The sequence below is a fragment of the Lysobacter sp. cf310 genome, assembly GCF_900114355.1.
Classification (GTDB): domain Bacteria; phylum Pseudomonadota; class Gammaproteobacteria; order Xanthomonadales; family Xanthomonadaceae; genus Lysobacter.
On the sequence record NZ_FOSS01000005.1, the window covers coordinates 17,442 to 29,284 of the forward strand.

Genomic DNA, 11,843 nt, shown 5'->3' on the forward strand with positions numbered 1-11,843 from the left:
ACGCCGCTCCGCGCTAGGGTGCGGGCCGGTCCCGAGGAGCGACGCCATGCGCCTGCTAGTCCTGCTCTCCGCCCTGTCCATGCCGCTGGTGGCATGGTGGTCGCAACGCGGCGCGTTCGGCCCCGACAACGGCACCCTGTCCGACCGCTATCCGACGCTGCTGGTCGCCGCCGGCTACGCCTTCGCGATCTGGGGCCCGATCTTTCTCTGCGATGCCCTGTTCGCGTTCTGGCAGTCGCAAGCGCGGCGCGAGCACGACGCCACCCTGGCGCGCATACGTCCGGTCGCGGCCGCGGGCTTCGCCCTGACCGCGCTGTGGATGCCGGTGTTCTCGCGGCAATGGTTCTGGTTGGCCTTGCTGGTGATCTGGGCCGCGCTGGCTTGCCTGGGCTGGTGCGCGCTGCGCCTGTCGCGCGATCCCAGCCCCCTGCCCGGCCAGCGCTGGCTGGCCTGGCTGCCCTTGTCGCTGCATGCCGGCTGGCTGTCGCTGGCCGCGCTGCTGAACACCGCGCAGACCATCGTCGCCTATCGCCTGCTGCCCAGCGACGACATGCTGGCCTGGAGCCTGGGCCTGTACGCGGTCGCCGCCGCATTGTTGCTGACCCTCAACGCGCGCATGCGCGGCAATTGGGCGTACGCGCTGGCCGCGCTGTGGGGCCTGGTCGGCGTGTATGTGCAGCAATCGCGCTCGCCCCTGTCGGGCGCGCCGGTCGCGGCCTGGATCGCACTCGCGATCGCCGCGGTGTTGCTTGCGCAGGGCCTGTGGCTGCTCCGGCGCACGCGCGGAGCCGCCTAGCGCGAACGCGGGCTTCATGCCACCGCAACATCGGCCGCGCCATGCTGCATGCAAAACGAAGGAAGCCCACGCATGCGAGCTCTTTTCATCGGCGGAATGGTCGACAACAGCGAACTCGACCTGGACGGCGCGCAGCCGCCGCGCCACTACCCGGAGAACACCGGCGGCGGGCGGCCGCGTTACCGGCTGCACCACACCGGCCGACGCGAGGGCGCGGTCGCGTATGCGGTGTATGCCGCGCCCGAGCTGGCCGACGATGAGGTCGAGCGCGTCGCCGAGGAGCGCGGTTACGCGCGACGCTTTCAGGCCGAGCCGCACTCGGAGGCCTGACGCCGGTCACGCGCCTGCGCTCGCCGACGCGAACGCAGGCGTCGCGCGGGTTCAGTTCTGCAGTTCGCGCAAGGTCACCGACGGCGGCGCGTCGAGCACGCGCCGGGTCGCGTACAGGCCCGCGAGCAAGGCCGCGACCAGGCCCAGTACCGCGCCGACCACGGCCATGACCCAGTCCACGCGCCAGGGCAGGTCGAACACCTGGGTCGCGATCACGCCGGCCAACACCGAGGCCGCGGTCGCCGCGACCAGGCCCGACAGCAGGCCGATCGCCGCGAACTCCGAAGCCTGGGCCAGACGCAGCTGGCGGCGGCTGCCGCCGAGCACGCGCATCACCCCGCCTTCGAGCAGGCGCTCGTCCTGGCTGGCGCTGACGGCGGCCATCAGGACCAGCACGCCGGCCACCAGCGAGAAATAGAACACCACTTCGACCACGGTCGAGACCTGGTCGGCGGTGCCGCGCACCTGCTTGAGCACGGCGTCGACGTCGATCACCGACAGGTTAGGGAAGCGCGCCACCAGGTCCGCGGTGAAGCGCGTGCGCTGCGGCGGCACGCTCACGGCGGTGATGTAGCTGGCCGGATAACCCTCCATCGAACCCGGCGAAGCGATCACGAAGAAGTTGGGGCGGAAACTTTCCCAATCGACGCTACGCAGACTGGTGATGGTGGCTTCGAACGGCTGCCCGGCGATGTCGAACGCGACCCGGTCGCCCAGCTTCCAGCCCAGTTGCTCGGCGAAGCCTTCCTCGACCGAGACCTCGGGCCGCGCCAGCTTGGCCTCGCCCCAGAAACGGCCGGCGGTGACGCGGTTGTCGTCGCGCAGTTTCGCCGCCACCGACAGATTGAATTCGCGTTCGGCCAGGCGCTGCGCGCGCTCGCCCTGATCGGCGTAATCGGCGCCGGTGACCGCCTTGCCGTTGCGCGACACCAGGCGCCCGCGAATCATCGGGTACAAGGTCGGCGCCGCGATGCCCTGCTCGCTCATGAAACCGCGTACCGGCGCGAGCTGGTCGTCCTGTACGTTGATGATGAAGCGGTTGGGCGCATCGGCGGCAAGCGCGAGCTGCCAGCGGTCAAGCAGATCGGTGCGCACGAAGGTCAGCAGCAGCAGAGCCATCAAGCCCAGGCCCAACGCCGACACCTGGGCGATGCTGGTGCCGGCGCGGCGGCTGACGTTGGCCAGCCCATAACGCAGACTACCGCGCAGGCGCGAACGCAGGCGGCGCACCGCCACGATCAGCAGCCAGGCCAGCAGCGCCAGCACCGCCAGGGTGCCTGCGATGCCGAGCAGCATCGCCGTGCCCAGCGTTGCCGAACCGGCCTTCCACCACAGCAGCGCGCCCAGGCCGACGAAACCGGCCAGCGCGACCAGCCAGGCGCTGGGCTCGGTGGGGTCGAGATCGCGGCGCAATACGCGCAGCGCCGGCACCCGGCGCAACGCCAGCACCGGCGGCGCGCCGAACGCGAGCAGCACGACCAGGCCGACGCCGTAACCCTGCAGCGCCGGCATCAGCCCGGCCGGCGGTATCGACAGCTTCAAGGCCTGCGCCAACCAGCTGCCGACCAGCCACTGCAGTCCGAACGCGAGCAGCACGCCGACCGTGCAGGCGACCAGGCCCAGCATCAGCAGCTCGCCCACGTGCACGCCGACCAGAGTGCGCTGGCTGGCACCGAGGCAACGCATCACCGCGGTGCCGGACAGATGACGTTCGCTGTGGCGGCGCGCGGCCATCGCCACCGCGACCGCCGCCAGCACCACCGACACCAGCGCGGCCAAGCCGAGGAATCGGCCGGCGCGGTCCAGCGCGGAGCGGATTTCCGGGCGCGCGTCGCTGATGGTTTCCAGGCGCTGGCCGCGCCCCAGCGCGGGACGCGCGGCGGCGACGAAAGCTTCGACCGCGGCGGCGTCGCCGGCGATCACCAGGCGATAGCGGATGCGGCTGCCTTCCTGGATCAGGCCGGTGGCGCCCACGTCGCCGAGGTTGAGGAAAACCTTGGGCGCGATATTGAAATAGTCCAGCGCGGCGTCGGGCTCCTGCACCACCAGCGCGGCCAGGGTGAAACGCGCATCGCCGATCGCGATGCTGTCGCCCAGCGCGGCGCCCAGGGTGTCGGCGCCGGCGCGGCTCATCCAGATCGTGCCGCGCGCGGGCACGCCGTCGGCGTCGCGTTCGCCGCCGCGGTCGGCGACCCGGAACGCGCCGCGCAGCGGGAAACCTTCGCCCAGCGCGCGCAGCTCGCCCAATTGCAGGCGCTCGCCGACCCGGATCATGGTCTGCAGCTCCATGGTCTCGGTGCGACGCAGGCCGTCGCGCTGCGCGGCGGTGCGCAAGGCGCCCGCGATGGGCGCATCGGCGCGGACCACGGCGTCGCCGCCGAGCAGGCGGTTGGCTTCGATCGCCAGCGCGCGCTCGGCGCGATCGGTGACGAAGCCCACCGAGGTCACCGCCAGCACGGCCAGCACCAGCGCGGCGAACAGGATGCGCACGTCGCCGGCCTTGAAGTCGCGGCGCAGCTGGCGCCAGGCCAGCCCCAGCGTCCTCACGGCACCAGCCTGCCGCTGTCCAGGCGCAGCATGCGGCCGCAGCGCTGGGCCAGGTGCTCGTCGTGGGTGACCAGGACCAGGGTGGTGCCGGCGTCGGCGTTGAGTTCGAACAGCAGCTCGATGATGGCCTGGCCGGTATGGGTGTCGAGATTGCCGGTGGGCTCGTCGGCGAACAGCAGCGAGGGCCGGGTCACGAACGCGCGCGCCAGGGCGACGCGCTGTTGCTCGCCGCCTGACAACTGGCGCGGGTAGTGGCCCAGGCGCTGGCCCAGGCCGACCTTGTCCAGGATCGCCTTGGCCGGGCCTTCGACTTCACGATCGCCGCGCAGCTCCAGCGGCAGCATCACGTTCTCCAGCGCGGTCAGCGAGGGCAGCAATTGAAAACTCTGGAACACGAAGCCGACCTTCTCGCCGCGCACGCGGGCGCGCCCATCCTCGTCCAACGCCGACAACGGTTCGCCGTCGAGGGCGACGCTGCCGCTGCTGGGCGTGTCCAGGCCGGCCATCAGCGACAGCAGGGTGCTCTTGCCCGAGCCGGACGCGCCGACGATGGCGACGGTGTCGCCGCGCGCGATATCGAAACCGACCCCGTCGAGGATGGTCAGCTCTTCGCCGGGCAGAGCGACGCGCTTGCCCAGGCCTTCGACGCGCAGCGCGGGCGCGCCATGAACGGGGTCGGCGCCGGCATCGCGACGGGCGGCGCCGCGGCGGCCCGCATCACGCTGAACGGAACCGGCGCGTACGGCGTGCACTTGAATGGAATCGGCCATGATCGTCCTTATGCTTGCTCCAGCGACATCATCCGGAGGCCTTATTAATGACGCTTAATAAACAAGGATATGCGGCATCGCGGCGCCGGCTTCAATGGGCCATCGGTACCGGGCCCCTGGCCCTGATCCTGGCCTGCGCCCTGATCGCGACGCCGCTGCAGGCCCAGCCCGCGCGCGCGCAGCCGGCCGCCGCGGCGCCGGCGCCCGCGACCAAGGCCGCGCGTACCGTGCTGGTGATGGGCGATTCGCTGTCGGCCGGTTACGGCCTGGCGGCCTCGCAAGGCTGGGTCGCGCTGACCGCGCAACGCGTGGCCCAGACCCGCCCGGGTTGGCGCGTGGTCAACGCCAGCATCAGCGGCGAAACCACCGCCGGCGGCGCCGCGCGCATCGCCGGCGAACTCGCCCGCCACAAACCCGCGGTGGTGGTGATCGAACTGGGCGCCAACGACGGACTGCGCGGCCTGCCGCTGGCGCAGAGCCGGGCCAATCTGGAGCGCATGATCGCCGCCGCCCAGGCCGCCAAGGCGCGGGTGCTGCTGATCGGCATGCGCATGCCGCCGAACCTGGGCCGCGAATACACCCAGGGCTTCGAACGCAACTACGCCGAACTCGCCCGGCGCCACGGCGCGGCGCTGCTGCCGTTCCTGCTGGAGCCGATCGCGCTGGATCGCCAGGCGTTCCAGGACGACAACCTGCACCCGGTCGCGAGCGCGCAACCCAAACTGCGCGATCACGTGTGGACCCAGCTGGGGCCGTTGCTGCGCTGAGCGCGGCGACACGCGCTGCGGGAGCGGCGTAGGCCACGATCGCGCGACTGCGGCGGCGGCGGTCGCCGCGCGTCCGACGCCACGCGCATGCGCGCCGCGTCCGCGCGCTTGCTATCGTGCGCAGCTCATCCCATCACCGTCGCCGCATGAGCCGCACCGAACGCCTGTTCGATCTGATCGAGGCCCTGCGCCGGCACCGCCAGCCGATCGCGGCGGCGAGCCTGGCGCAGGAACTGGGCGTGTCGCTGCGCACGATCTACCGCGACGTGCAGACCCTGGTCAGCCTGGGCGCGCCCATCGACGGCGAGGCCGGCGTCGGCTATCTGCTCAGGCCCGGCTTCTTCCTGCCGCCGATGAACTTCGCCCAGGACGAGATCGAGGCGCTGGTGCTGGGCGCGCGCTGGGTGCAGCGCCAGGACGATCGCGCCTTGTCGCTGGCGGCCAGCAACGCGTTGGCCAAGATCGCCGCGGCCGCGCCGCGCGACCTGCGCGACGCGATCGGCGAGATCGGGCTATGGGTGTCGCCCAGCAACGCCCAACGCGGCGCGCCCACCACCATGCAGCGCGTGCGCGACGCCATGCGCGACGAGCGCAAGCTGCGCATCCGCTACGGCAGCGGCGACGGCCAGGAAAGCGAGCGCACGATCTGGCCGCTGGCGCTGGCCTTCTTCGACCACGCGCGCGTGGTCGGCGCCTGGTGCGAGCTGCGCGGCGACTACCGTCATTTCCGCCTCGACCGCATCGTCGCCCTGGACGTGCTGCCCGACCCGCTGCCGCGCCGGCGCGGCGCGCTGCTCAAGGAGATGGTCGCGCAGCTGTACGCGCCCCACCTGCCCGCCGACGAGCGCTAGTTCGGTTTGGCGCGCGCACGCGGTTCGGCGCGGGCGAAATCGCGGCCCAGATAGGCCTTGCAGCGGAACTGGTCGATATCGTTGATGCGCAGGATGTTGCGGCGCCGGCTGACCAGGCCGCTGCGATGCCAGGTCTGCAGCTGCGCGTTCAATTTCGGCCGGCTGGCGTTGACCATCGCCGCCAGGATGCTCTGGGTCGGCGGCAGCGCGACCTCGAAGCCGTCGACCGCGGCGCGACCGCCATCGTGCATGATCGACAGCAGATAGCGCGCCAGGCGCGACTCCAGGCGATGCAGGCACATGGTCTCCAGGCTGTCCACGGCCTTGCGCAGGCGCAGGCACAAGGTCGCGTGCGCGCGCTCCAGCAGCACCGGTTCGGAGGTCAGGGCCGGGAAATGCCGCCGCGACAGCAGCAGCACGCGCGCGGGGCCGTAGGCGATGGCGGTGAAGTTGCGGTCCTTGGCGTCGAGCAAGGCGGTTTCGTCGACGGTTTCGCCGGCCTCGATGGTGTCGACGATCAGCTCCTGGCCGTCGGGGCCGTACAGGATCTTGTAGATCCGGCCGCGCGCGACCAGGGCGAGGAAATCGCTGGGGTCGTTCTTGAGGAACAGGGCCTGGCCGTCGCGCAGCGTGCGTTCGGTGGCGTTGCGGGCGACGTGCTCGAGCAGGGTGTCGGGCAAGCCCTGAAACAGCGGAGATTGCTCCAGGATCAACTGCCTTGCGCGTGCGTTGGCGGAACGGTCCAGCGTCATGCACATGCGCACGACCACACGCGCGACGGGGGGCGCGCGTCGGCGCGCTCGGGTTCGGCGATGGCCCATGGGGCCGAAAACGCGAAAGCGACCGCCGCGAAGCCGTCGCTACCGAATGACCGGCGATAGGCAAGCATGCAGCCGCCGCGACGCCGGTGGCTGAGGCCGCCGCTGCGTGACGAACGATCCATATTCGATCCCCTGCCGCCGCCAACCGAAGCCGCGCCGGCCTGTGCCGCGATCGGCGGGCGCCCATCCATTGGGCCGCCTGCGGTTCGGTCGCGGTCGTTCCCTGGGTCCGGACTGAGGCCGCGTGGGCGGCGACGGGTCCGGGCTGGTGCGGGGCCGACTGCCGGCGCGGACGCCGGCGGACTGCCTCGCGGACGCGGCATCGGGGGCCGCCGCATCCCTTGCGTCCGGCGTCGGGTGTCGCGCCCGACGCCTTCCGCCTTACGGAGAACCGCTGTTCAAACCCTTGACCGGCTTGGTCCCGGTGAAGGCCTTGAGCACGGTCATCAGGCTGCTCAGGTTGTCGGACACGCCGGTCTGAGCGACCTTCTCGGTCGCGCCCGCGGCGGCCGTGGTGTCGAGCGTGTAGATCTGCATCACGCCCTGGTTGGCCGCGGCCAGCGCCAGCGTGTTCTGCTGCTGCTGAGCGGCGACGGCGTTCTCGAACAGGATGCCGGTCGAGTGCGCCAGGCTCTGGTAGATCGAGCCCATCGCGAAGGCCGGCGCTTCGCCGATCACCTTGACGTTGGACTGGGTGACGGCATCGGTAATCTGGTCGTTGACGGCGGTGGGAAATGCCATGAGGTCATCCTCGTTGTGCGGTCATCAGGAACGTGCGCGCCTGGGAGATCCGGCAGATGGCGCGGTGGCCATCGGCCGGGGATCCCTTACTTGAAGGCGTTGAGCACGGTGAGCAGGCTGGTCAGGTTGTCGGAGACGCCGGTCTGGGCGACCTTCTCGGTCGCGCCCGCGGCGGCGGTGGTGTCGAGGCTGTAGATCTGCATCACGCCCTGGTTGGCGGCGGCCTGCGCCAGCGTGTTCTGCTGCTGCTGCGCGGCGATGGCGTTCTGGAACAGGATGCCGGTCGAGTGCGCCAGGCTCTGGTAGATCGAGCCCATCGCAAAGGCCGGCGCTTCGCCGATGACCTTGACGTTGGATTGGGTGACGGCATCGGTGATCTGATCGTTGACGGCGGTCGGGAAAGCCATGGTTTAACTCCTCGGGGTCGTGTACGGCCCATGCCGTACGTTTCAAAGAACGCTGCGGAACCCGCCTTGTGAATCAGGCGGACGACGCGGCGGACGGGGTCTTGCGGGCGCCGGCCTCGGCGCGCCCGGCTTCGAGCACGGCCTCGATCTGGCGCGTGAGCGGGCCGTACTGGCGCTCGAAACAGGCTTCGACTTCGGCCTTGATCAGGATCGCGAGGCGGTCGGCGATCTGCGCGATCGCCAGCTGCGCGGCCGCGGTTTCGCCCACGCCGGCGCCCTTCAGCTGCGAGGGCCGCAGGTCGTCGAGCGTGCGCGAAGACTCCAGCAAACGCAGGATCGCCTGCTCTTCGCGGGTCAGCGGGGGCGTCGACGCGGCGCCCTTGGCGGGCGCCGCGGCCTCGCCGGGGGGCGCGCTGGCGGCGCCGAGCACGCTCTTCATCGCCGCCTCCACGCGCTGCCGGCCCTGATCCACGATGTCGGCGGCATGGCGCCGGGCCTGGTCGGTGTAACCGCCCAGCACGGCTTCGTCCGCGCTCAGGGTGGTCAGGAACTCGGCCAGCTGCTTGCGCTCGTTCTCGTCCAGATCGTGGCCCAGCCACTGGCGCGCGAACTCATGCACCTGCTCGGTCAACTCGTTCCGGCTTACGCTCATGGCACTACTCGCAGGCGTTGGGGGACGGGCGCTCAACGCGCACGCAGCAATTGGGTGAGCGCGCGCAGCACGTCGGGCTGCATCAGGCGCTCGAGCACTTTCACCAGCTCGGGATCCAGCGCCTTGTCGGCGGCCGCGGCGGTGACGGGCGGGGAGGCCGGCGGCGACGCGGGCGCCGATGGGTCGGCCGACTTCCCGGCCGCTGCCGGCGTATCGGCACCGTCTATCTCTTCATGCAGCAGGTGTTCGACGAGTTCGTTCATCGCAAGCTCCTGGCGGTGCCGGCCGCGCGCGCCGCGCGGCCGGGAAGGAAAGCGTCCACGCCGAGCGCGGACGCGGCGGCACTCACTTCTTGTCCGGCTTGGGCCGGGTCAAGGTGACCACCGAGGCCGGCGACTTGAAGCCGTACATCGTCTCCACCCCCAAGGCCGTGTTCGACTTCAGGCTCAGCGACGAATTCACCGTGGTTTTCCAGTAGTCGGTGGCGATCGTTATCACCAGGTCCTGCAGAGAGAGCATGGTCTGGTTCAGCACCCGGGTCTGGCCGGGCGGCAGCAGTTGGTAGGCCAGCAGAATCACCATGCGCAGGAACTCGTCCTGGACGTCGGTGTGCTCCACGCCCTGACCGTCGGCGCCCAACAAGTACGAACGCCAGTTGTTGAACAGGGTCAGCACTCGGCTCAGGGCGTCGAACCAGTACGACTTGACCTTGGTCTGATCGGCCAGCTGCACCACCAGCGCGGAATAGAGCTTGTAGTAGGCGCCGACATTCTTGAGAGTGCAGATAGGCGCCATGCCTGTGGTCAGCTGGCTCTTGATCCAGGTCGCGTTGGTCTCGTCGTTCAACACATCGGTCAGACTGGACTGGGCGCGCACCATCGCGATGAGCTCCGCGACCTGCGCCTGCGTCAACGCATTCGCGCCGAGGTAGGCCACCGCGTTTCCGGCCTGGTGCAGCACGTCGGTGTCGATGTAGCCGTCCAGATGACGGAAGCCGCGATTGATGCGATAGCCCTCGACCGAATCGAACAGGCCGGAGGCGCCGGTGATCGCGTTGCTGCCCATGTTGGTATCGAACGCGATCAGCGGATAGCGCGCCGCCATGTAGTTTCGGTAGTAATAGGCATGCCCGAGCCGGAACGCGAACTGCTGGCTACCGGAAAAGAACGCGTACCAGGTTTGCTTCTGCGGCGCCCATATGGTGTCCAGCGTCTCGCTCATCGCCATCTCGCTGCGCTTGCCGTTGTAGGCGACGATGGCGATGCTGGCCGGGCTGTTGATGTCGAAGCGGCGCAGGGTGCAGCCGCCGTGGGTCAGCGAATCGCTGCGGAAGAGCTCGTCGAACAGGCCCGACACGTCGCTCTTCTTGCGCGGTGCGGCGCCGCGGCTGCCGCGCGGCTCATCGGCGAGGCGGCCCTGGGCGGTGGCGACACCGCGCGCGATGTAGGCCGAGTAGGCGCGATAGAAGTCCTCGCCGGGCGGCTCGGCCGCATTGACGTAGTAATAGCCGATCATCGATCGGTTGTCGGTGGTCGAAGCCGCGCCCTCGCCGCAGTGGATGTGGCAGATCAGCTGTTGCGAGCGCGCGCCATCGCCGCTGTTGAAGTTCTTGTTCAGATCCGATTGGTTCTCGAACAGGAACCGGAAGAACTGGCCGAAGTCGGCGACCTTGGTCTCGGTGCCGAGCAGGTCGATGCCGATCACCGTGCTGGTGCCGGGGCCGGTCAGCAGCGGCAGGATGACCTCCTTCAACTCCTTGCTCAGACTATCGCCCGGCATGTAGCCGGCCGACGTGTGCACCAGCAGGCGATAGCTGCTCTGGTCGTCCGGATTCAACTTGTTGAAGGCCTGGGCGATCTGGTCCGCGGCCACGATCTCGTCGGCGCCCATCGCGGCCTGGATGCAGCGCACCCCGCTCTGGTACAGAAAAGCGTAGGTCGCCAGCATCCACTGTTCGTAGCGGCCCTTGTACTTGGGATCGCGCCGCACCGCCTTCATTAGGCTGGAACGGGTCTTGTAGCAGTCGTCGAAGGGCGTGTACTTGTTGGCGCTGTAGATCTTGTTGTTGAAATAGCGCAGCACCTTGATCAGTTCCGGATTACCCTGCACGCGGGTGCGCAGCTGAGTACGGATCTCCTCGTACAGCTCGGGACTGGTGGCGAAGGCGTTGATCAGATTCGGCGACAGCGACCAGCGCCGCGCCAGCACCACGCAGGCGACATAGATGGATTCGGCCGCGCATTCGCCGCGTTCGTACTGGGCCTTGTTGACCTTGCTGGCCAGGGCATTCAGCGGATTGCCGTTCTCGATCATCATCTGCAGGGCCAGATCGAACAGCGCGATCGTGCCTTCCACGATCGCCTCGTCTCCGCTTCCGCCCCCCATGATCCCGGCCAGCGACAGGCGCAGGCCTTTGGGCACGGTCACCTCCATCGGGTCACCTTTCGGCGGCTGGTAGGTGATCTTGTATTCGCTGGACGCATCCAGCCGCCCTTCGACCGGCAGGATGCCGCCGAAGTGACTGTGGTAGTCGAACGGGTACTGCTGCATCGCCACGGGCGAGGTCAATTCGAAAAAGGCCATGGACGGGGCTCCTAAGGTCTGCGCCGCAAGGCGGCATTCGGGTCCGGAGCGCATCGCGGCGACGCGCTCTCGCGGGGTTCGTCAGGTCAGGACGACGCGCTCTTGTGGTTCTGCAGCACGCTGGCGTACTTGGAGATGCTCTGATCGATGCGATCGATGGCGAAGCTCGCCGCTTCGGCCTCCATCGCGCCGGCGGCGGCCGCGACCGCGGCGGCCGCGCCCATCAGGATGTCGGTGGCGAGCACGCCCAGCGCGTCCTCGGCGGCCTTCTCCAGCTGGTTCTCGACCAGGTTCTGGGTCATCTCCTTGAGCAAGATGCCTTGGCTGGCCAGCGCGAGCTTGCTGACGCCGTCGAAGTAGGCCGCCGCCGACTGCGCGACCAGGCCGGCCGCCTGGGTGATCATCATGTTGGGCGGAATCGCGATCTGCGACGGCGCGTACTGCGCGGTCTCGGCGTTGCTCAGCTGCACCGCCTGCACGATCTTCTGATTGAGCGCGTCGGTCGGCGGGCTGGCGGCCGCGGACTGGGCCAGCATCTGAGTATTCATCGTCGCCAGCACGCTCGGCGGCGGCGCGGG

13 protein-coding genes are annotated in these 11,843 nt (G+C 69.5%); 4 read left to right on the top strand and 9 right to left on the bottom strand.

Annotated features, from left to right (window positions below; translation table 11 throughout):
• Nucleotides 1–46: 46 nt before the first annotated feature.
• Complete coding sequence (locus BMZ45_RS17350) at nucleotides 47–796, top strand: hypothetical protein (RefSeq protein WP_091637803.1); 750 nt, start codon at nucleotides 47–49, stop codon at nucleotides 794–796.
• A gap of 72 nt (nucleotides 797–868) precedes the next feature.
• Entirely contained in the window at nucleotides 869–1,126 is a 258-nt protein-coding gene (locus BMZ45_RS17355; RefSeq protein WP_091637804.1) for a hypothetical protein, read from the top strand.
• Nucleotides 1,127–1,177: 51 nt separating this feature from the next.
• Here BMZ45_RS17355 and BMZ45_RS17360 read toward each other — a convergent pair whose 3' ends face one another.
• The gene (locus tag BMZ45_RS17360; protein WP_091637805.1) at nucleotides 1,178–3,673 is read right to left on the bottom strand and encodes an ABC transporter permease; all 2,496 of its coding nucleotides are present in this window, start codon (nucleotides 3,671–3,673) and stop codon (nucleotides 1,178–1,180) included.
• On the bottom strand, nucleotides 3,670–4,443 hold the full coding sequence (locus BMZ45_RS17365; RefSeq protein ID WP_091637806.1) for an ABC transporter ATP-binding protein: 774 nt from the start codon (nucleotides 4,441–4,443) through the stop codon (nucleotides 3,670–3,672). Before BMZ45_RS17365 ends, BMZ45_RS17360 begins: the two co-directional genes overlap by 4 nt.
• Nucleotides 4,444–4,490: 47 nt before the next feature.
• Here BMZ45_RS17365 and BMZ45_RS17370 point away from each other — a divergent pair, with 47 nt between their 5' ends.
• Together BMZ45_RS17370 and BMZ45_RS17375 are read left to right on the top strand one after the other, a co-directional pair.
• The gene (locus BMZ45_RS17370) at nucleotides 4,491–5,210 is read left to right on the top strand and encodes an arylesterase (RefSeq protein WP_091637807.1); all 720 of its coding nucleotides are present in this window, start codon (nucleotides 4,491–4,493) and stop codon (nucleotides 5,208–5,210) included.
• 146 nt (nucleotides 5,211–5,356) lie between these two features.
• Entirely contained in the window at nucleotides 5,357–6,061 is a 705-nt protein-coding gene (locus BMZ45_RS17375) for a helix-turn-helix transcriptional regulator (protein WP_091637808.1), read from the top strand.
• Here the strand turns inward: BMZ45_RS17375 and BMZ45_RS17380 are convergent.
• The 7 genes from BMZ45_RS17380 to BMZ45_RS17410 all read right to left on the bottom strand — a co-directional run bounded on the left by BMZ45_RS17380 (nucleotide 6,058) and on the right by BMZ45_RS17410 (nucleotide 11,813).
• Entirely contained in the window at nucleotides 6,058–6,813 is a 756-nt protein-coding gene (locus BMZ45_RS17380) for a Crp/Fnr family transcriptional regulator (protein ID WP_217643231.1), read from the bottom strand. The two genes, BMZ45_RS17375 and BMZ45_RS17380, sit on opposite strands and share 4 nt — an antisense overlap.
• A gap of 450 nt (nucleotides 6,814–7,263) precedes the next feature.
• The gene (locus BMZ45_RS17385) at nucleotides 7,264–7,623 is read right to left on the bottom strand and encodes a RebB family R body protein (RefSeq protein WP_055904510.1); all 360 of its coding nucleotides are present in this window, start codon (nucleotides 7,621–7,623) and stop codon (nucleotides 7,264–7,266) included.
• Nucleotides 7,624–7,709: 86 nt separating this feature from the next.
• Nucleotides 7,710–8,030: a RebB family R body protein gene (locus BMZ45_RS17390; protein WP_055904514.1), complete on the bottom strand. Its 321-nt coding sequence runs from the start codon at nucleotides 8,028–8,030 to the stop codon at nucleotides 7,710–7,712.
• Nucleotides 8,031–8,103: 73 nt separating this feature from the next.
• Nucleotides 8,104–8,682, bottom strand: a complete 579-nt coding sequence (locus BMZ45_RS17395; protein ID WP_139215560.1) for a hypothetical protein — start codon at nucleotides 8,680–8,682, stop codon at nucleotides 8,104–8,106.
• Nucleotides 8,683–8,714: 32 nt separating this feature from the next.
• Nucleotides 8,715–8,945 (bottom strand): hypothetical protein, encoded by a 231-nt coding sequence (locus tag BMZ45_RS17400; RefSeq protein WP_091637810.1) that lies wholly within the window; start codon nucleotides 8,943–8,945, stop codon nucleotides 8,715–8,717.
• A gap of 82 nt (nucleotides 8,946–9,027) precedes the next feature.
• Nucleotides 9,028–11,265, bottom strand: coding sequence for a hypothetical protein (locus BMZ45_RS17405; RefSeq protein ID WP_091637811.1), 2,238 nt, complete (start codon nucleotides 11,263–11,265; stop codon nucleotides 9,028–9,030).
• 86 nt (nucleotides 11,266–11,351) lie between these two features.
• On the bottom strand, nucleotides 11,352–11,813 hold the full coding sequence (locus tag BMZ45_RS17410; protein ID WP_055904527.1) for a hypothetical protein: 462 nt from the start codon (nucleotides 11,811–11,813) through the stop codon (nucleotides 11,352–11,354).
• Between the last annotated feature and the right edge of the window lie 30 nt (nucleotides 11,814–11,843).